Here is a 20,311-nt window from a genome sequence, read left to right on the forward strand (position 1 = left end):
TGTTCCGTCTTACTGCTGATTCTGTTTTTCAGTAAAGAATGCCCCATAATTAAACATCTTCATGCTCTGGTATCTGCCCATGTCCAGCAGATTGTTTATTATGATTTCCACGTCCCTGTCCTCGCCGGACTGCTCATGCAGTCTCTGGCATATCCTTCCATAGGCTGCAAGCATTTCACTGTAGAGTTTTTCACAGTATCTGCCTTCTTCAAATTCATTCTCTACCACACTGCTTTCCTCACAATCAAATTTATCCAGATCATAATGTCCGTTCATCAGATCATAGATCATTGTTTTGAATTCCTCATCCTGTACTCTCATATACATCCTCATCACTTTCCGTGGTCACCGGAATGCATAGAAAAAGGGAAGCCAGTCTTGTCAGATACAATCAAACTGCTTCCCCTTACTTCTTCAGCGTCCTTACGAAGTTCATCAGTATTCTGCGTTCATCCGCATTTAAGTCATCCCATATCTCCAATAATTCACCTTGCTCATCCGTCAGGTCAGGCCGCATACCATCTCCGGCAAAGAACTGTGCGATTGAAATTCCGAATGCATCACAGATCCTTTCCAGGGTCGGTACTGTAGGTATGCTCTTCTTATTCATTATATTTGCCAACGCTGTCTGCGACATATCCGTGAGCTGTGCAAGTCTGTATTTGGAGACTTTATGCTTACTGCATAATTCTTTTACCCTCTTTGGTATGTACTCCTCTGTACGCAAGTAAATTACACCTCTCTTCTATCTGTACGATATACATATTGTAACCGTTAAGCAGAAGAATTATTAGAACCATATCTCTTTCGTAATTTACTCTAGTGCAATGGAGTATCTGGGTAAAAAAATATGAACGGCAGGTTTATGCAGTTCAGTTTTGTATCATGACAGAACCTTGATTTTCCTTGTTTCCATCATTCTTATATCGTCTTGTTTCAGTTATAAGCATACCATCTGCATCAGTATCCTTCAATAAAAATCGTTCGACATATTTCGCACTTTCCCATCCCCCTGTTTTTCTTTTACTCCATTACGCTTCATTAAATTACACAACTTTTTTGCACTCATTGATGGATAATTTACCTTGCGTAAGAAAAAGAAAACAGGAGGTACAATCTATGAATCAGACGCAGACATCTGTCAACCACAGGCAGATAGGATACCGTATCAAGGAAGTAAGGGAACTGAATCATATTTCACAGGCACAGCTTGCAGAAATGACCGACCTTTCCGTCTCCTACATAAGCCACATTGAAAATGCAAAAAGGAAAGCAAGCCTGGAATCCATCATCCGTATCGTGAATGCCCTCGGCATTACCGTGGATGAACTGCTTGCCGGAGTGCAGATGAACAATCCGGCTGCATACCAGACAGACATCGATATGCTCATGGAGGGCTGCTCGGAAAATGAGAAAAGATTCATCTATGAACTTATAAAGGCAAGCCTTGAAACCATGCACAAAAACGGCTGGGAGCTTGCTTCCAGTGACAGGCACAGATAAAGGCACACTATTTTCACACAAATAAATTTTCTTTGAAATAGACTATAGGGATATGGCTGTCCGTATAGTCTATTTTATTTCAGCATGAAAATTTTATAATAAAATCCAGCACAGAAATAAAGGTGGTAAGTCATGAACGAAAACGAGCAGAAAGCCGGCTCAGTTGCCGACCAGAAAAGTAAGATAAGGGAACGTTATAAAGGTATCGACCCGGATGAACTTGACGTGATCCCTGCCCTTCCGCAGGAAGATATATTTGCAGTGGAAAATGAACAGCGTGTTGCCGTATATGCAAGGGTGTCAACGGATGATCCGAGACAGACATCCTCATATGAACTGCAGAAGAACCATTACCATGATGTCATCAGTAAGAGTCCCAACTGGAAACTGGTGCAGATCTATGCGGATGAAGGCATCTCCGGCACCTCACTCCAGCACCGTGACCAGTTCAAGCTGATGATCGAAGACTGCAAAAAAGGTCAGATAGATCTCATCGTGACCAAGAGCGTATCACGTTTTGCCAGGAATGTGGTGGACTGCATCGGCTATGTCAGGGAGCTTCTCTCACTCCCCCATCCTGTCGGTGTTTTCTTTGAAACGGAAAGACTCAACACCTTTGATCCCAAAAGTGAGATGGTGCTTTCCTTCATGGCCACACTTGCACAGGAAGAAAGCCATACCAAGAGCGAGATCATGAATGCATCCATTGAGATGCGTTTCCGCAGGGGGATCTTCCTTACACCGATACTCCTCGGATATGACCATGATGAAGACGGAAACCTCATCATTAATGAAGGGGAAGCAAAGATCGTAAAACTCATATTTATGATGTACTTAAACGGATGCACCTGTCAGGAGATTGCCGATACCCTGACGGAACTCGGCTGTGAGACCAAAAAAGGGAACACCGTATGGTCTCCCGGTTCCATCCTTCAGATACTGCAGAACGAAAGGCACTGCGGTGATGTCCTTGCACATAAGACCTATACTCCGAATTACCTTAACCACAAATCAAAGAAGAATATGCAGAACCGTCCACAGTACCGGAAGCGCGACCATCACGAAGCCATCATATCAAGGGATGACTTTATTGCGGTCCAGAGACTGATCAGCAATGCCAAATATGGGAACAAAGGGATTCTTCCGCAGCTGAAGGTCATTCCGGGAGGTGTCCTGAAAGGGTTTGTATCCATCAACCCCAGATGGGCGGGATTTAAGGAAACGGATTACATGAATGCATCTTCCAGTGTTTATGACGGCACGGAACAGTCCGGCCCGTCTTCCGGTCATGTGGAAGTAAAATCCGGTGAATTTGACCTGCGTGGATATGAGATCGCACGCTCACAGTTTTTTGACAGCACGGACCGTATAACCGTTACCTTCAGCCAGGGAGATATCCGCTTTTCCGCTCCTGCCGTCCGCAAACTTGACAGCACGCTTGTGGAACTGCTCATACATCCAAAGAAACTGGTCTTTGCCGTAAGGAATGCGGGGAAAGACTGCCGGAATGCCATGCAGTGGTCTAAAAAGAAAGACGGCAAAAACTCTCCACGTGAGATCAGCGGGACTGCATTTCTTCCCACGCTCTATTCCCTCCTCGGCTGGAACGATGACTGCCGTTACCGCATCACGGGGGTAAAGCGTGGCAGCGGGAATGATGCCGTACTGCTCTTCAACCTTTCCGAACCGGAGATATTCATCCCCAATGACATGGTCGGTGCACCGGATGCGGATCCGGCCGTAAAACCCTTTACGGACAACCAGCAGAGAAATGTCCGAGCCTATCCGCCTGACTGGGCAGACACATTCGGGAGCAATTATTACAGCCACGCACAGGCAGAGGAACTTGCCGGATTCACCGGACGTAAAGACCCGGATACCTCCCATGCCCCGGTAACATACAACGACACTGATATACAGGTCACCAGTAAAAATGACATCGAAAAGAATATCAAACAGATCATGTCAGATATGAAGGAGAACACAGATGAACATACAGACAAACGATGAAAAGAATACCATTCCCGTGACCGAGGATGATGCTTTCAGCTATGACGGGTATCAGGTCGTCCGCGGCGAGTTCTTCGCCCATACCTACGAACCGTCCTTTACTTTTAATTCCAGCAAGGTATCCGTAAACACCGCATGCATAAAAAAGCTGCCGGATACGGATTTCGTGCAGATACTCGTAAACCCGGATGAAAAGAAACTGGCGGTGCGTCCATGCCAGGAGGATGAGAAGGATTCCTTCCGGTGGTGCTCCGCAACGGCAAAACGCTCTCCAAGGCAGATCACCTGCCGTATCTTTTTTGCCAAGGTTGTGTCGCTTATGGGATGGAATTCATCCTACCGCTATAAACTGCTTGGGAAGCTGATACGGTCAGACAATGAACTGCTCTTTGTCTTTGACCTCACCACGCCTGAGATCTTCGTGCGTGAGGAGAAGGAAGACGGAAAGATAAAAGCGTCCCGCACGCCAAGCTATCCGGAAGAATGGCAGAACCAGTTCGGTGTGCCTGTCGAGGAACACCAGAGCAGTTTACAGGTCAACATGTTTGACGGTTATGCAGTGTTCGGCATCTCCGAAAACAACACCGCTGAACCGGAAGAAGAAAAAACAGAACATCCAGAAAAGGAGGAACAGCATTATGAACAGAGAAACCTCTTTGAAGCCGGTCCTATGCATTGACTTAAAGAAGAACAGGATACGCATACACAAGCTCACGCTCCATATGCTCGGTGACCCGGAGTATATCCAGCTGCTTGTAAACCCACAGGACAGCATGATCGCCATACGGAAAAGTGTGCGTAAGGATTACCTTGCCCACCGTGTACGCTACACTAAAGCCGACAGCCGTTACTGTTACGAATTATACAGTACGGAACTTTTACAGGCATTACGGCATACGGGCATATATCTGGAGGACAACCGCAGCTACCGTATCTACGGTGCACTGAATCCAAAAGAATGTCTTGCCAGCTTTTCCATGAATGAATGCGTGCTTGTAGATGATATGACCCGAACGGAGGAATCAGTATGAAAAACAGACCAGTCCCGGAACTTCAGACGGATCCGGAATTTGATGAGCTGATACAGCCAAGGGAAGAAAAGTACCTGGAAGAACTCGAAGAAAACATCTTTGACCACGGATGCCTGGAGCCTGTATGTGTATGGAACGGTATCATACTTGAGGGTCGTCTGCGTTATAAGATCTGTACGAAATGGGATATCCATTTCAACATCCGGCGCACCATGTTTGAAAGCCGTGATAAGGCAATCTCTTTTATCTGCCATGAACAGCTCAAACGTACAGACCTTACCGGGGAATACAAAAAATACCTGATAGGCAGACTATTCCGTGCGGACATGAATACCGCCAGTGATGAATTCATGAAAAAACACCCTGGCACGGAACTGAATGCAGACGGACAGGTGTCACAGAAATATGTCCGTAAGACGGATATTGCCACCATCATAGGCAATGAATTTAATTTTGGTTTTTCCACCGTGACAAAATATGATATTTATGCCCGTGCGGTCGATGACCTGAAACGGAAAAGCCCGGAGATCGCAGAAAAGATATTAAACGGGAAACTCCGTGTATCCCATGAAAATATCATAGAACTCTCCCGTCTTCCCATTGAGGATATCAACGGACTGAAAAGGCTCTTGGACAGCGGATCTATAGACCGCATCGGATACTCCCAGCTCCGGCACGAACTCCGGTGGCAGAGGCTTCCCACCGGAAAACCGGACTCAAGAAGGATAAAACGGGAAAAGGAAAGTGCCGAAGCCGGAATAAAGCAGATGCCCGCCACTGACCCGGATGCGGAACTCGAGAGTCTTAAATTTACGATACCTTAATGGTCAAAGACCATATCAAGGACCATGGAGCTTACAGATTTTCCTTCCACCTCAGTTAATGCAAGGCGTGAAGTGAAGATGCAGCTGTTAAACCTAACAAGAAAAATAACCAGACTGCTTTCGCAGCTTGAGGAGGATGATCCAGATGACAGAAGAACAGACAGCCGGACAAACGCCACAGGCCATTGACCTGATGCAGTTCGTCCCAAAAGTACACTTTGAACAGATCCCTATCAGGAATCTCGTATCCAACCAGGAATACCAGCGCAACCTCTCACAGCACCATGTCCAGCGTGCTGCCGCCAACTTTGATCTGTACCAGATAAATCCCGTAAAGGTCAGCCGGAGGAACGGCATCAACTATGTATTCAACGGGCAGCACACCATTGAGATCGTTGCCCTCGTTTCAGGATCCAGGGAGACACCCGTGTGGTGCATGGTATACGATGACCTCGGATATGAACATGAAGCGGATATCTTTGCAAACCAGATGAAATATGTAAAGCCCCTGCTGCCTTATGAGATATTCATGGCAAACATAGAGGCCGGCAATGACAAACAGCTCATCATCCGTGACCTGGTGGAATCCTATGACCTTACCATCGCATCCACCACGACACCGGGCGGTATCTGCGCTGTCGCAACCCTGGAAAACATCCACGACAAATACGGCTACCATATGCTCGACCATGTCATCCGTCTCATTGCAGCCACATGGGAAGGGGCATCCCAGTCCTTCAGTGCAAACATGATGAACGGACTGGCACGTTTCCTAAACGCTTACGGTGATGCCATAAAAGATGATGTATTTAAGGAAAAGCTCGGAAGGATATCCATCAAGGAACTCGCCCGCACTGCAAAGGACAGGCGTTCCGGCTCACTCGGATTTGCGGAAGCCATACTGATATACTACAACAAAAAAAGCCGTAATCCGCTTACCTGGGATAAACTTTATACCCATAAACTTCCGCATAAAAAGGACATGGAAGAAGAACCGTCCGACATTCCTGAACCCGGGGATGCGGACGGTGAAAGCAGCCAGATGGAACTGTTCGGACTTCATGACAGCGGGGTTTCCGGGTGAGCTACACGGAAACCTTTACCCTGCTGCCTTCCAGAAAGAAGAACTCATATTTTTTCGCACCGAGCACCGTCACTTCACAGAGGACAAGCTGTGCGATCTCCGGGACGAATCTGGTAAGCGGTTCATTTCCCACAGCTTCCATCATCTGCCCCGCCCTGATCTTTTCAAGCGGTGTCCCCTCCGACTTCATCTGCTGCCATCTTTCCATATGCTTATCCCTGTCCGTGACCAGTCTGTTGAATGCTTTTACAAATCCCTTTTCCAGGTCTGCATTATCAACGTAGGCATTCGTGCATGCCACTTTCCCGTCTTTTCTGTGGTTCTTGCACTGCCACTGTACGATTCCCCTTGATCTCCATGAATGTCTCGTGAACAGGCTTTTGCATTCCCCGCAGAACACCTTCTCACAGAACGGCATGCAGTCCGCACCGTAACTGTACCTGTCCGTGCCGTGCGCTTCCATGAACTTTTCCCTGCGGTCGAATTCTTCCTGTACCGCATTCCATGTCTGCTTATCTATGATCCCCTTATGGCTGTCCTTTACATAGACCTGTGCGATCTCACCGTTGTTTCTGACCTGTCTCTTGGTAAGGAAGTCTGCAGTATAGGTCTTCTGCAGAAGTGCATCACCCATGTGTTTTTCCTGTTTTAGGATTCCTGTGACCGTGCTTGGATACCATTTTGTCTGCCCCAGACATCCCGGAACTTTCTCTTCCGTCAGTTCCTTTGCGATCTGTGCCGGATTGATTCCGATAAGGAAGTCCCTGTATATCCTTCTCACTGTCTTTGCCTGTTCCTTATTGATGACAAGCTTCCCGTTCTCATCCTTATCGTATCCGAGGAACTTGAATGTGTTGAGATGCATCTCACCGTTCTTGAATTTCGTGCGGATGCCCCATTTACAGTTTTCTGAAATGTTTCTTGATTCATCCTGTGCAAGGGAACTTAAGATGGTGAACAGAAGCTCTCCCGTGGAATCCAGCGTGTTGATGTTTTCCTTCTCAAATATGATGCCGATCCCCAAGTTCTTTAATTTTCTGGAATATGCCAGGCAGTCCTGCGTGTTCCTTGCAAAACGGCTGATGGATTTTGTTATGACAAGGTCTATCTTACCGCCCTCGCAGTCTGCAATCATCTTTTTGAACTGTTCCCTTCTCTTTGTATTTGTACCCGAGATTCCCTCATCTGCATAAATGCCGGCCATTTCATAATTCTCATGCTCATTGATATATTTTGTATAATACTCGACCTGTGCTTCAAAGCTGTGGAGCTGGTCTTCCTGGTCCGTTGACACACGGCAGTAGGCTGCCACCCTTATCTTCTTTTCCTGTACCACCTTATGCCCTGTCCGCACCTTTTGGCTTCTTGCTGGTATAACTGTAACGCTTCTTGCCATTCTTCTCATCCTTTCTCTGAATATAAATATCTTTTTTGATCTCTCCCCATCCCTTTATGATGATATCCGGAACCCTTGTCCCGTCACAGAAGTCTTTCCCCTTCCGCTTTCTCCCATTGCATACCCATATGACCTTATGGTTTTTGGTGTTTACATGCCTCACGAGTCTGCTTCCGCATAATCCGCAGAAGATCTTCTCCCTGTACGGATACTCTGTTTCCGTATTTTCAGGAATCGGCTCCGGCTCTTTCTTCTTATGCCTTCTTTTCCATGATGCTTCTTTCAGATAGGTGAATTCCTTTTTCCCCTTATCTGTCTGTTTTTCCCCTATATACATATTTTCATCGAAATGCCATGCCCCGCGCAGGACTCCGTCCGGAATGTTTATTCCTTCACAGAAAGACTTCCCATACCGCTTTGTACCACTGCATCCCCAGTTCAGCCTGTTGCCGTTACTGTAGATTCCTTTGTAAAGCGGGTGTCCGCATCTGGCACAATAGATTCTGTTCATGTATGGATAATTTTCTTCCGTGAATTCTTCGATTACCGAACCTTCCGCAAGATAATCCCTTTTTGCTTCCAATGCGTCCTGTGCCTTCTGCCAGAGTTTTGGGGAAACAATGGCTTCATGGTCATCCTCGATGTACCACGCATCCACTTCTCCCCTGTTCCTGACCAGTTTTCTTTCTTCATTCACAAAATGCTTATGCATGATGTAATCGCCCTTGTAGATCTCATTTTCAATAAGACGGAACACCGTGCTGTCGATCCATTCTGCACCGCCTACGGTCTTTACCCCGTTTTCATTCAGATACCGTTTGATTGATGCAGGAGTATATCCGTCTGCTGCCATCTCATAGATCTTTCTTACCCATGCTGCTTCCTCTTCATCTGCAATATAAACACCCCGCTCATCCTTCTTAAATCCGAAAGATCGTTCAAGGTACTGCACGGGGATCCCTGCCTCGTATTTTCTCTGGTACACCATCTTTGCACCAACGCTTCCGCTCTCGCTTTCTGCCTGTGCAAATGCAGCAAGGATCGTAAGCATAAGCTCGCCTTCCCCTGACAGGGTATTGATATTCTGAAGTTCAAAAAAAACACCAACATTCAGTTCTTTCAGCTTTCGTGTAGCTTCCAGAACGATTGAGGTGTTTCTTGCGAACCGTGATACGGATTTTGTTAATATAAGGTCTATTTTTCCCTTACGGGCATCTGCTAACATCTTCTGCAGACCGGGACGTTTTTCCTTGAATCCTGATATGGCAAAGTCACTGTAAACCCCGGCATACTCGTAATCAGGATTACTGGTAATGACTTCTTCATAATGCCTGATCTGGTTTTCCAGTGAATTTTCCTGTTCATCCGCATCCGTTGAGACACGGCAGTAGGCGCATACCTTAAGTTTACGCTTCTGTCTGCTGTTTCCTTCCATTATCTGAATCTCCAAGCTCTGCCACTCCTTTCTCTTTGGGTAGTCTATATATCACTCTGAAATCCAATAATAGCAAGTACAATCTGCGATACCTTTCACCTTTCTTTCCTTGGCATAAAAGGAAAAAAATACGGCTGACAGCCATTACTGACCATCAGCCATATCCTTATTTCAGGAGTTCATTTACCCTTTTCTGTACTGCGGAATAATCATATCCGGCAGAAGTGATCCTCTTCTTTCTATCAGCACCATTTCCCCACTTGCCCCGGATGACTTCACGGGCAACCGCATCAATTGATTTCTGATTGGATGTACCTTTTGCAAGCTGGTTGACTTTTGCCTGTACGGCAGCATAGTCATATCCGGCAGCTTTCAGACGGTTCTTGCGTTCTTCTCCATTGCCCCATTTTCCTGCCAGGACTTCTTTTGCAACCTCTTCCACACTCTTCTCAGGTGTGGACGGTACGGGTGTTACTGTTGCTGCATCGTACTTTGGAGCGGCATATCCCCGGATATATCCCCATCCGACAGGGATCACACGCCTTGCCACTGCTTCTCCCTTATTTCCTTCAATGACTGTGATATTACTGCCGGACACGGATTCAACGTATCCGATATGGTCTGCATTTCCGTCATTCGGCTGTGTGGATTTATCCCAGTTATATGCGATCACATACCCAGGCTTTGGTGTGATCGTGCCGTCCTCGATCCAGATTCCTTTCTGCTTAAAAATCTCAATGTGCTTTTCCACACCGCACTCCCTGCCGATAAGTTCTTCACACCCTGCCTTAACTGCTGCGGCAGATACACAGGTGTCACACCACTCATCACTGTACTTCACGGCATATCCTCTCGGCAGTGGTTTTACATTGTTATACATGTCAATGATCTCTTTGAATCTTCCGTTGGATTCATTAAATCCGAGCCATCCCCGCATCACGTTTAATACGCTCTCTGCTGTCTTTCCCATCGTTTTCTTTTCTCCTTCATCATATTTTGTCAGACCGTACTGGCGGATAAGTTTCATGCAGTTTTCCACGTAGGAAGACGATGTTGCATAACCGTCAGCACGGATAGTCTCAAGGTACTTCTCAGGATCCATGATCCCTTTCAGGTTCCGGTAACGGGGCAGCTGGATAAACTCGAAATAACCTTTGATTCCCTCTTCCATCGAATCGTATACACGGAAATTGTCACTGATCGTTGTGAGTGTTCCCGGTGTATACTCTTCCTGTGTTTTCATGTTCACGGACTTTCCAGTCCATCTACTGCCACACTTCAATCCGAAATAATTGTGATACCGGGACGAGAGTTTACTCCCGCCCCAGCCGGATTCCAGGACTGCCTGTGCGATCACGGGGGAATGTACCAGAATACCGTATACTGCTGCATACTTCTGCACATACCCTGCAACACTGGAAATAAATTCATTCTTCGTCATCTTCTCCCTCACTTTCCGAACGGTCATGTAACTGTTCCAAAACCTCTTTGATCTTCTCCGGCACCGGAAGTCCCAGATGGGATGCATTCTCCAGCAGGCTCACACCCTCGTTTGAAATGTAAAAGAAGATCACTGCGGTTCTCAGCACGCTGCCTGTCCCAACCACATGGATATCCAGGATGTTTGCAATACCCACCAGTAAAAAGATCAGTACCTTACGGCAGATTCCCCTAAAACCGACTGCACTTGACAGTTTCCGGTCATTTACTGCACACATGACACCCGTAATGTAGTCAATGACCGCAAATGCGATCAGGGCATAGAGCAGACCGTCACAGCCCCCTAAAAAATAACCGAGCCATCCGCCTACTGCTGCAAACATGAACTGTACTGCATTCCAAAATTCCTTCATTGTCTTGTCCTCCTTCTAAATTTTTGTATGAAAAAAGCAGCCGCCCGTAATGGGAAGCTGCCTAATTCCGAAATTGTTATTCTTTTGTTTCCGTCAGAGTATAGGTGATCTTCATCGTCTTATCTGCGGTCTTGATAACGGGTGATGCCAGATTATTGATGGTTGCAAGATACGGTGTGTATAAAAACAATTCTTTATAATTGCAGTATCTGCTGTGATTGTATACCCACTCCCTGAGCATGTAGGTCTTATATCTTGCCATCTGGTGTATTCCCCATGCACAATAACTCTGGTATCCGATGCTTCCTATCTTCTGTGCCGGATGCCCGTCTTCAAAATACCATCCGTTGATCACGATATCATCATCCACAATATAGCTAAATTCATTACTGCTGTTGTAGTTATAATCCGTGACCCTTTCAAGATTGGCAACATTTGTGGTATCCAGACGGTACAGCTTGTTGTTGTCGCTTGATACACACATCAGCCATTTCCCGCTCATGCCGATACTGTAAAAATCACTCACACCGGACGGCACTTCTATCTTTTGTGTCGAGCACCTTCCCTTTTCGATCTTATCCATATAGAACTCATAGCTGACATAATCGAACTGTTCCGTGTCACGATATGTGCGTGAATATTTCTGGTTGGTCTTTCTCGCAATCCCGTACCAACATCCATCCGCACTATGAAAGAAATGGCTTCTTATATTTGTATTATCCTCATTTGGAATGTCATAATCCCCCTTTGATGGAGAACCTGTCCTGTGTATCCAGTAGGGATAATGCCCAAGGTCTATCTCCGTTACCTCAGATGCATCAAAGGCTTCCTGTGATATCAGATTTTCCACGAGACCTGCATGAAGATACTCCTCCGGCACTTTCTTCAGCAGTGCCTTTTCAGAGTTATTTCTCGTTATCATCTCCATACGGTATCCTTCCATGATATAAGTCCTTTTATTTTGCCTGTAGCTTTCTTCACTATATGAATCGTTCTGTGAAGAAAATGTCCCAAGCCGTACCAGATAATTATTTCCATTCTCCTGTCCTATCCCCGCTATCCTGTTCGTGAGTGCTATTGCTGATATCGTTCCGTTTGCCTGTGATGTAGCAAAATCCCAGACGAACTTATACCCTCCATCGATTCCCTTGCTCTCCGTTAAGTTCCTGCTGCCCCTTCTGACATCCGTTGTATTATTTGCGTCACTGGATGCATAACCGATAAGGGGATTTGAAAACGGGGCATACAGATTATCGACCCTTTCTTCCAAAGGCTCCTGATAAAGCAGGATACCGCCCGTAAGTTTATTCACGATTGGCAGCATCCATTTTTCACCACTCTGCCCGTCAAATGATAGGTTATCATAAAGCATGCCTAAAATATTGGAATTAAGGATGGCATTGACTGCATCCGTGACAAGGTTGGTATTCTCATACACTTCTTTTTTACCTGTATTAACGTCCGTAAGTTCTATTACACTTTTTCCTTTTAACATTGCTATTCCTCCGTATTCAAAAAGTCTGTGATCACATTTGTGATAAAACCATCCGCTCCGCTCAGGACAAACCGGTATTTTATCGTTCCCGTGGTTGCTTTCTCTGCCCAGGCATCAGAACTGACTGCTTCAATGGCTGCCTTGGACATCCCGGAGGATTCCTCCGTAAATTTCACCCATTTATTATTCACATAGCCAAGCCACGTTTTCCCCCTGTCGAATGATACGGCAAACAGGCATTTTTCATCACAGTCACACGTCACCTTTTCTATTCCGAGAATGCTTGCATCCGACATATCAATATCTTCGGAATAAATGACCTGTGGTTTCGGTACACCCTTATAACTGATCTTCATATCCGGGAATCGGTTATGGGAATCATGCCAGTAAAGGACGGACGGATTTTTCAGCCCAAGAAGTACATTTCCATCCGGCAGATCCGGAATACCATACGTCTCAAACAATTCTGCCGTCAGTTCTGTCTCCTCAAGAGGTGTAAGTGCATCATCTATGATGGTATAAAGCCTTCCCCCTCCATCCTTAAACAGATACCTTCGGTTATACGGATCTAAAAAGACCGGGGGATCATCCGACAGTTCATACTCATTTCCGGCATCGTCCTGATGAAGGAAAGTTACCGTTTTCCCTTTTGCGATCTGGAACGGTATATTTTTTGATTTTGTGTAAAGACCACACTCTCCAATGCTTGAGGCAGAAACCGGGACTTCAACAAAATAAAGGATAATATCCCCGGTATCAAAAAACAGTGCATCCCATATAAGTCTGGTTGATGCATTATTATTTCCATGGGCACTATAGCCTTCCCATCTGATACGCAGGAATTTATAATGTTCAAACAGAGTGCCCTCTTCTCTTTTCAGCGTATACAGATCGGCATCCCTCCGGCTTATCTTAAGCTGCTCGGAATTCTGGCCGATGCCTATCCACGAATTACCGCTGACATAAAAACTGGCAGCCGTTGTTTCCCTGAACCTGAACCAGTCCACACCTGTTACCGTATCTGTACTATCATCATTCAAACGGTTATCTCTAAGAACCGTCATATTTTCTGTTGTTTCAAAAATATCTTCCAACATGACATAATCAGCCATTACGCACCTCCAGTATCTCTATTTCATCGAACTTATCAAAGCCGGGGTCAAAGACCGCCACCATTCCCTTATCCAGTTCTTCCACAGTGCCTGTCAGTTTTTCTTTATAATCCGTCACAAGGACCAGATTACCCGCTGCAAGCTTTGTGTAATGATTTGTTCCAAGCCTGTCTGCTTTGACCTTATGCTTATTTACAAACGGTGCTGTTTCAAACGGCAGTATTCTGATCTCCGTCAGTTCCTGAAAAGGTTCTGTATTGACCGTAAGGCTGACTGCCCTTCCCATGTCCATAACGATAGAATCACCGCCAGACAGGGAATATTCCTTTCGGAGCTGGAACTGCTTATCGTCCTCCACATAAGTTCTCCGGTATTCCATTTTATCTTTATCTGCTGTTTCGACCACATCCCTGACGATCGGTACAAAGAAAGAAATGTTATCATAAAACTCCGGCACCATAAGACCCGTCATCCTGATAGAATCAACAGGCTGTGTAATACCCGTTTTTTTCGGTGTAATAAATGCAGCCACCGCCTTGTCATGGATCCTATTTGTAGGAAGTCCGGAAAGTTCAACCATCTTGATCTCTTCATCAACCGTGATCCTTCCATCCCATCTTTCCTGTGCACCAAGCCCCTGGCCGGATATAGTTGCCATTGCATTCTGCGGTTCGATCGTTGCTGTTCCGTCCGTAAGTTCTATCAGTACTTCAAAGGTGTGAAGTTCGTTTGCCTTCATTTCTATGATCGGATAATACAGGTTCAGCAGATGCTTTCCGCTGAACCAGGTCTCTGATGGATGGAACTGCTCCACTTCCTTCCCATCAAGGACATAATAGGCTTTCAGAATGGTCTTTCCATCATCCGTCCAGTTGACAGGGATCGAAATGACTTTGCTTTCTTCCCCAATCTCTATTGTTGTTTCTGCATCAGCCCTTCTGTTTACTGCATTGGATCTTACATCCAGTATGACTTCTGCATGAAATTCCGCATTCGTCTCATCCCCGGATGCAAACTCTATATTGATGATGGAAGTCTTTTCAGATCCCGCATTTATCTTCAGGGCATTGACATAAGTGTATATGCTGAGTTTGTTCTCAGTCATGGAACTCTGAAGACCAGCAATATTCTTATCATTCTTGCTCTTTGCTCCCGCAAGTCTCGGATTTTTTCCAACACACTTTATTTTCTGCTTACCGTTTATCTTTGTTTCAATGGATGTGATGGCAGACCTTTTTGTTTCGTCAGCATGACCGCCCGTAAACTTGATGACATCACCAAGGTCAAGAGCCGGGTCACCGATGGTATCCGAATCAAACGGCACATAATTTACCACTGTGACCGCTGACAAAATATTATTTATGATCCGCTTGCGCTTCTCTTCCAGACCAAACTGCAGTAACGGGTTTACCCCCAGGTTCATTGTCAGGCCGTCATCCGGCTTTACCGAATAATATTCTGCAATATCCGTCTTTTTGTTTGTGGAACTGACAGCCGTATACCTTGTCACAAAATCTGAAAATGTGCTCGAAAACCTGTGTCTGCTGTCCACTGTCTTGTTATCGGTAATTTCGTATGGGATGAGCCTTAACTTTCCTTCACGGTCTATCGTGGAAAAGCATCCGAGTGCCTGTGCCAGATAATATAGGAAATCCCTCCATGTCTCGATATCATTCTCCTGGTAGATACCGAGCAGTTCTGTTCCATTTGTAAGTGCTTCTATCTCTTCTTTTGTCTGTGCCAGTTCTACATGACACGCTTTGGAAAGTAAGGATAGAAAATCATAAGGGAATGCACTGGACAGGCCCTTATCGAAATTTTTATCCAGATTCAGCATTGCATCATATGCCTTTAGCTCCAGGGTCTTTATCTTCCTGTTCGCTTCGGCAATATAGAAGATCCCCATCGGGACTTCCTCATATGTTTCATCCCCTGCCTTCAGATGGAATGAGAGCGTTATAGACGCATCTTCCAGACTGTATCTGTCAATATCTGAAAAGAGGGATATTCCGAGTTCTGCTGCATACACGGATCCGAGTTCAATCTCTGACGAACCGGAACACTGTCTGCTGATATAACCGGAACCTTTCACAATGTCTTTATTTCCAAATGTATATTTTTTGCCCGCCTTAGTCGTGATCGCCCCCGTCCAAAAGAATGAACGTGATGACTCACTAATGGCTTTCTGATATTCTTTTGAAACCGGGTACATATAACCACTCCTCTAATACTCATTTAATGTGAAGGACACCGTCCACAATCCTTTGTAACTTGTATCCTTTTCAAGTTTTGCCTTAAATCCTGTAATATACATTTCCGTGTTTTTCAATTCCAGTTCTTCCGTATCAAAATACTTCACGGCAATTTTAGGTTTCTTACTGTATGCCGTCAGTATCTTTAACCACCTGGGTGAAACGGAAAAAGAAACTGCAATGGAGATAACTCCTGTCCTTACCACATCCCTCTGTGTTGTTCCTGCTTCCGTCTCCCCAGATGAATCCGCCTCTACATCAGAAATGTCAAGGTCGTAGGAATCCGGCAGGGGAAGATCCTGTTCATCAAATTTTAAATACTGTATAAATGCCATGTTTATCTTCCCCCGCTTCTAAGATTTGCCCTCTGCTGTGCCGTTACGATCACCTCATCGAGCATTGTCCCTCCAAGGTATACAGGGATCACGATATCCCCGGGATCGCCCTTCATATCTTTAACTGCAGATGTGATGGCTGACAGCATACTGGAAATTCCGCTGTCCGGCTGTCCGGAAATCTGCACTCCCGCAGCTGACTCCATTCCGCTTACATTCGGACTGATTATCATATCCTGCGATACCCCTTCGATTGCCTTTGCCACCATGCTTTTACTCTTTTCGATTCCCTTTGCAAGTCCTCCCATAAAATCCGGCATCCATGATTCATAATCCGTAAGTGGTCCTTCATCCGGTACGGAGAAATGAAGGAACGACCTGATCTTATTTGCCACGGAACTTACGGCATCACCGACTGCACCGATGCAGCTCCTGATTCCGTTTACGATTCCCATGATAAGATCCTTACCCCAGGTAAATGCCTGTGAAGCAAGTCCCGTGATATGGCCCTTCACATTGGAAAAACCTGTCTTTACTGCATTCAGGACATTTCCCATCGCACCTTTCACCGCATTTACGATTCCATTGAATACGGATGTGACAGCACCCTTGATTGCACCAAGCACCGTTGAAATAGTCGACTTGATGGTATTCCATATGGTGGAGATCGTGCTCTTGATCGTATTCATTATGGTGGTAATGGAGTTCTTGACCGCAGTAAAATTCCCTGTGATCAGTCCCTTGATCCCGCTTACCACGGCACTGATGATGGTTTTGATGGCATTCCATACCGTGCTAAAGATCGTTTTTATCGCATTCAGCACAGTTGTAATGACCGTTTTTATCGTATTCCATACTGTTGTTATCACAGTCTGAATGACCGTCAGTACTGTCTGGATGATGGTCTTATAGATATTGAAGTACGTTGTCACCAGTGTTTTTATTACATTGAAAACTGTAGTAAATACACCCTTGATAGCTTCCCAGATGGTCGTGATGACCGTCTTTATCACATTGAAAACCGTCTCAATGATTGTCTTATACAGATTGAAATAAGTCGTTACCAGGGTCTTTATCACTTCAAACACGGTCGAGAAGATAGTCTTGATGGCTTCCCACACCTGTGAGAAGAATTCCTTGATTGCATTCCATACCGTGATTGCAACCTGTTTTACGTTTTCCCAAAGATCGATCCAGAACTGTCGGAATCCGTCACAGTTATTCCAGAGATAAATAAAAGCAGCCACAAGAGCTGCAATGGCTGCGATAATAAGTACGATTGGATTTGCAAGCATCGTTGTATTCAGTGCTGCAAATGCTCCCTTCACCGTATTGATGACTCCGGTGATCTTCGGTACAACCGTCATGATCGTACCGACTGCGGATATGACCTTTCCGATCACAATAAGCACAGGACCGAGTGCTGCTGCAAGAAGGGCTATCGTAACGACCGTCTTCTGCGTGCCTTCGCTCAGTCCATTCAACCAGTCCACAAATTTCTGCACCCATCCCACAATCTGTTTGATGGCCGGCATCAGAAGTTCTCCAAAAGATATCGCCAGACCTTCCAATGCGGATTTTAAAATAGTGATCTGTCCCTGTAAGTTATCAAGCTGTGTATCTGCCATCTGCTGTGCAGCACCACCGCTTTCCGTGATGGATTTCTGTAAGCTGTCCCATGTGCTTCCTGTATTGGCAAGCAGTGCATTTACGGAAGACAGGTCCGTCTTGTTAAAGATCGTGCCGATGATGTTTGACTTCTCCGCTGATGTCATTCCGTCCATGCTCTTATTCAGGTCACCAAGGATATCGTTCATTGACCGCATGTTTCCTTCGGAATCATATACGGAAATGCCCAGTGCTTCCATCTGGGCGGCTGCTTTATCCGTAGGATTCTGCAGTGACAGGATAATATTACGGAGATGCGTACCGCCTTCTGCCCCCTTGATACCATTATTGGCAAGGATACCAAGTGCGGTATTGAGTTCTGCCGTACCGCCCTTGATGGATTTGGCTGTCGCACCAATGGTAAGGATTCCCTCGCCCAGCTGTGCAACCGATGTGTTCGTGGTGGATGCAGTCTTAGCCATCTGGTCTACCATCGTTTCTGCCTCATCCACGCCCATACCAAGGGCGGACATTGCATCCGTTACCATGTCGGAAGCATCCGCAAGGGCAATATCCCCGGCGGCTGCCAGGTTAAGTACGGTCGGCAGTGTATTGCACATCTGCTCCGTGTCATATCCGGCAAGAGCCAGATAATTTAATGCCTCGGCACACTCGGATGCTGAGAAGGCTGTTTCTGCCCCCATCTTCTTTGCCAGCTTGGAAAGGGTATCCATTGTATTTACGGACTGCCCATTTACCTTAGACATGGAATCTTTTGTGATTCCCATAGTAGCCTGTACCTGTGACATGGAAGATTCAAAGTTTGCTGCCGTTGTTACGGATGCCGTACCCAGTGCAGTCACCCCAGCTGTTACCGGGAGGAGTTTCTGTCCGGCAGAGGAAATATTGTCCCCGACTGTCTTTAACTTCTCACCTGTTGCTGCAATCTTCTGCACTACCGTTGCGGACTGGTTCGCCTGTGTTTCCAGATTCTTTAAGTCCTGCTCTGTTTCTACGATCTCCCTCTGAAGGGCATCGTACTGCTCCTTTGAAATCTCACCATTAGCAAGAGCCGTATTTGCCTGTTCAGCTGCGGTCTTTAAGGTAGCCAGTTTCTCTTTTGTTTCGCTGACCGCTTCTGCAAGAAGTTTATGCTTCTGTGCCAGAAGTTCCGTATTTCCCGGATCCAGTTTCAGCAGCTTATTCACATCCTTAAGCTGTGACTGGGTGGACTTGATCTGTCCGTTCACGCCTTTCAGGGCGTTCTGCAGTTTTGTTGTATCACCACCAATTTCAACGGTAATACCCTGAATACGGCTTGCCATGCCTCTCACCTCCTCCTAAAAATGGGTACAAAAAAAGGAGCATCTCTGCTCCGTAACAAAAGAAAAACACCTGCCATTTCTGACAGATGTTCTATGTAATATTATTTATATTATTATTCGATTTCTTCTATTTATATTTGATAGCGTAGTAGACATTAATGCATTTTTCATTAATTCATCATCATTTCTTCCTGCCCCTGCCACCAACTCTTCTGGTGACAATCTACCGTCAATCATGGCATATACCAAATCCACATAGTGTAAAAATTCATCGTATCCAACCGGATCCACTTCGTTCGGATGAATTATGTCATATTCTATATCTATATGTGTATCCTTATATATTTTATTTAAAATTTTATGATAATCATTTTCGATATCAAAATATATAATCGGAACATCATATCTATCCGCAAGTATAGCTGGCAAGACATATTTTATACCATCTTTTGATGCTTTAACTTGCAGACCAGCAATTCTTGCGGAAGTTGCAGAATAATTATCCCCGTCTTTCATAACAGCCAATTCATTATAATCATTAACCCACACTATATCTCTCTGGGTATCTGATGGATTATAGATTTTAGGATAATTCATTTTTGTATAATTTAATCCTGTACCAAGCGCCCAAAATTTATCTGCGGTTTTCATTTTTGCCTGCTTTTTACGTGCTATAGAAAAATATTTCCTGTTTACACCAGCATCATGATTACAATTCCTAACAATAATAGCTTCTGCTATTCTCCCCAACAATTGCATTGCTGTTCTATTAATATCACTTTGTAGAATAACTCCAAGAATTAATTTTCCATTCTCATTGTATCGTATCACATTTAAGTTATCTACCAATAAATCATATAAATCCCTGCCATACAAAACTTTTTGTATTTCAATATTTTTTGTTCCATACATAAATTCATTATATGGTTGTGAACAAATTATTTTCCCGTCTCCATCCTTGACTTCGATGTTTACACTATATTCATTCATCAGCAATTCCTCTTTAAATCAAATGTCTTGTTATATGTTATATAGCCAATATTTAATT

General features: G+C 45.2%; 18 protein-coding genes. 6 read left to right on the forward strand and 12 right to left on the reverse strand.

Features of this window, described 5'->3' with window-relative positions; all coding sequences use genetic code 11:
- Window positions 1-9: 9 nt before the first annotated feature.
- Together NQ488_09310 and NQ488_09315 are read right to left on the reverse strand one after the other, a co-directional pair.
- Window positions 10-321, reverse strand: a complete 312-nt coding sequence (locus NQ488_09310; protein UWN94775.1) for a hypothetical protein — start codon at window positions 319-321, stop codon at window positions 10-12.
- A gap of 85 nt (window positions 322-406) precedes the next feature.
- Window positions 407-727, reverse strand: a complete 321-nt coding sequence (locus NQ488_09315; protein ID UWN94776.1) for a helix-turn-helix domain-containing protein — start codon at window positions 725-727, stop codon at window positions 407-409.
- 392 nt (window positions 728-1,119) lie between these two features.
- Between NQ488_09315 and NQ488_09320 the strand changes: the two genes are divergently transcribed.
- The 6 genes from NQ488_09320 to NQ488_09345 all read left to right on the forward strand — a co-directional run bounded on the left by NQ488_09320 (window position 1,120) and on the right by NQ488_09345 (window position 6,452).
- The gene (locus NQ488_09320) at window positions 1,120-1,503 is read left to right on the forward strand and encodes a helix-turn-helix domain-containing protein (protein UWN94777.1); all 384 of its coding nucleotides are present in this window, start codon (window positions 1,120-1,122) and stop codon (window positions 1,501-1,503) included.
- A gap of 132 nt (window positions 1,504-1,635) precedes the next feature.
- Window positions 1,636-3,513, forward strand: a complete 1,878-nt coding sequence (locus tag NQ488_09325) for a recombinase family protein (GenBank protein UWN94778.1) — start codon at window positions 1,636-1,638, stop codon at window positions 3,511-3,513.
- Window positions 3,491-4,192 carry an integrase gene (locus NQ488_09330; GenBank protein ID UWN94779.1) on the forward strand — a complete coding sequence of 234 codons (702 nt, stop codon included), beginning with the start codon at window positions 3,491-3,493 and terminating at the stop codon, window positions 4,190-4,192. The genes NQ488_09325 and NQ488_09330 overlap by 23 nt, the downstream gene beginning before the upstream one ends.
- A complete protein-coding gene (locus tag NQ488_09335; protein UWN94780.1) occupies window positions 4,152-4,544 on the forward strand; it encodes a hypothetical protein in 393 nt (130 codons plus the stop codon). Before NQ488_09330 ends, NQ488_09335 begins: the two co-directional genes overlap by 41 nt.
- Complete coding sequence (locus tag NQ488_09340) at window positions 4,541-5,368, forward strand: hypothetical protein (GenBank protein UWN94781.1); 828 nt, start codon at window positions 4,541-4,543, stop codon at window positions 5,366-5,368. The genes NQ488_09335 and NQ488_09340 overlap by 4 nt, the downstream gene beginning before the upstream one ends.
- A gap of 145 nt (window positions 5,369-5,513) precedes the next feature.
- Complete coding sequence (locus NQ488_09345) at window positions 5,514-6,452, forward strand: hypothetical protein (GenBank protein ID UWN94782.1); 939 nt, start codon at window positions 5,514-5,516, stop codon at window positions 6,450-6,452.
- Between the two features lies 1 nt (window position 6,453).
- Here the strand turns inward: NQ488_09345 and NQ488_09350 are convergent, their stop codons facing one another.
- The 10 genes from NQ488_09350 to NQ488_09395 form a co-directional block, all read right to left on the reverse strand.
- The gene (locus tag NQ488_09350; GenBank protein UWN94783.1) at window positions 6,454-7,848 is read right to left on the reverse strand and encodes a recombinase family protein; all 1,395 of its coding nucleotides are present in this window, start codon (window positions 7,846-7,848) and stop codon (window positions 6,454-6,456) included.
- Entirely contained in the window at window positions 7,790-9,283 is a 1,494-nt protein-coding gene (locus tag NQ488_09355; protein ID UWN94784.1) for a recombinase family protein, read from the reverse strand. The genes NQ488_09350 and NQ488_09355 overlap by 59 nt, the downstream gene beginning before the upstream one ends.
- A 166-nt stretch (window positions 9,284-9,449) precedes the next feature.
- Window positions 9,450-10,724, reverse strand: coding sequence for a glucosaminidase domain-containing protein (locus tag NQ488_09360; GenBank protein ID UWN94785.1), 1,275 nt, complete (start codon window positions 10,722-10,724; stop codon window positions 9,450-9,452).
- Window positions 10,711-11,136 carry a phage holin family protein gene (locus NQ488_09365; protein UWN94786.1) on the reverse strand — a complete coding sequence of 142 codons (426 nt, stop codon included), beginning with the start codon at window positions 11,134-11,136 and terminating at the stop codon, window positions 10,711-10,713. The genes NQ488_09360 and NQ488_09365 overlap by 14 nt, the downstream gene beginning before the upstream one ends.
- 76 nt (window positions 11,137-11,212) lie before the next feature.
- Window positions 11,213-12,631: a hypothetical protein gene (locus NQ488_09370; protein ID UWN94787.1), complete on the reverse strand. Its 1,419-nt coding sequence runs from the start codon at window positions 12,629-12,631 to the stop codon at window positions 11,213-11,215.
- A gap of 2 nt (window positions 12,632-12,633) precedes the next feature.
- Complete coding sequence (locus NQ488_09375) at window positions 12,634-13,743, reverse strand: hypothetical protein (protein UWN94788.1); 1,110 nt, start codon at window positions 13,741-13,743, stop codon at window positions 12,634-12,636.
- On the reverse strand, window positions 13,736-15,955 hold the full coding sequence (locus NQ488_09380) for a hypothetical protein (GenBank protein UWN94789.1): 2,220 nt from the start codon (window positions 15,953-15,955) through the stop codon (window positions 13,736-13,738). The genes NQ488_09375 and NQ488_09380 overlap by 8 nt, the downstream gene beginning before the upstream one ends.
- Window positions 15,956-15,967: 12 nt before the next feature.
- Window positions 15,968-16,330 carry a hypothetical protein gene (locus NQ488_09385; GenBank protein ID UWN94790.1) on the reverse strand — a complete coding sequence of 121 codons (363 nt, stop codon included), beginning with the start codon at window positions 16,328-16,330 and terminating at the stop codon, window positions 15,968-15,970.
- A gap of 2 nt (window positions 16,331-16,332) precedes the next feature.
- Window positions 16,333-19,263: a phage tail tape measure protein gene (locus tag NQ488_09390; GenBank protein ID UWN94791.1), complete on the reverse strand. Its 2,931-nt coding sequence runs from the start codon at window positions 19,261-19,263 to the stop codon at window positions 16,333-16,335.
- Window positions 19,264-19,368: 105 nt separating this feature from the next.
- Entirely contained in the window at window positions 19,369-20,253 is an 885-nt protein-coding gene (locus NQ488_09395; protein ID UWN94792.1) for a hypothetical protein, read from the reverse strand.
- Window positions 20,254-20,311 lie beyond the last annotated feature (58 nt).

The organism is [Bacteroides] pectinophilus, assembly GCA_025146925.1.
In the GTDB taxonomy this organism is placed as follows: Bacteria; Bacillota; Clostridia; order Lachnospirales; family Lachnospiraceae; genus Bacteroides_F; species Bacteroides_F pectinophilus.

Coding starts and splice junctions, on each gene's coding strand:
- NQ488_09360 (UWN94785.1), bottom strand. CDS start 10,724: ATGACGAAGAATGAATTTATTTCCAGTGTTGCAGGGTATGTGCAGAAG.
- NQ488_09340 (UWN94781.1), top strand. CDS start 4,541: ATGAAAAACAGACCAGTCCCGGAACTTCAGACGGATCCGGAATTTGAT.
- NQ488_09395 (UWN94792.1), bottom strand. CDS start 20,253: ATGAATGAATATAGTGTAAACATCGAAGTCAAGGATGGAGACGGGAAA.
- NQ488_09310 (UWN94775.1), bottom strand. CDS start 321: ATGAGAGTACAGGATGAGGAATTCAAAACAATGATCTATGATCTGATG.
- NQ488_09355 (UWN94784.1), bottom strand. CDS start 9,283: ATGGAAGGAAACAGCAGACAGAAGCGTAAACTTAAGGTATGCGCCTAC.
- NQ488_09345 (UWN94782.1), top strand. CDS start 5,514: ATGACAGAAGAACAGACAGCCGGACAAACGCCACAGGCCATTGACCTG.
- NQ488_09365 (UWN94786.1), bottom strand. CDS start 11,136: ATGAAGGAATTTTGGAATGCAGTACAGTTCATGTTTGCAGCAGTAGGC.
- NQ488_09350 (UWN94783.1), bottom strand. CDS start 7,848: ATGGCAAGAAGCGTTACAGTTATACCAGCAAGAAGCCAAAAGGTGCGG.
- NQ488_09390 (UWN94791.1), bottom strand. CDS start 19,263: ATGGCAAGCCGTATTCAGGGTATTACCGTTGAAATTGGTGGTGATACA.
- NQ488_09325 (UWN94778.1), top strand. CDS start 1,636: ATGAACGAAAACGAGCAGAAAGCCGGCTCAGTTGCCGACCAGAAAAGT.
- NQ488_09335 (UWN94780.1), top strand. CDS start 4,152: ATGAACAGAGAAACCTCTTTGAAGCCGGTCCTATGCATTGACTTAAAG.
- NQ488_09385 (UWN94790.1), bottom strand. CDS start 16,330: ATGGCATTTATACAGTATTTAAAATTTGATGAACAGGATCTTCCCCTG.
- NQ488_09320 (UWN94777.1), top strand. CDS start 1,120: ATGAATCAGACGCAGACATCTGTCAACCACAGGCAGATAGGATACCGT.
- NQ488_09370 (UWN94787.1), bottom strand. CDS start 12,631: ATGTTAAAAGGAAAAAGTGTAATAGAACTTACGGACGTTAATACAGGT.
- NQ488_09375 (UWN94788.1), bottom strand. CDS start 13,743: ATGGCTGATTATGTCATGTTGGAAGATATTTTTGAAACAACAGAAAAT.
- NQ488_09380 (UWN94789.1), bottom strand. CDS start 15,955: ATGTACCCGGTTTCAAAAGAATATCAGAAAGCCATTAGTGAGTCATCA.
- NQ488_09330 (UWN94779.1), top strand. CDS start 3,491: ATGAACATACAGACAAACGATGAAAAGAATACCATTCCCGTGACCGAG.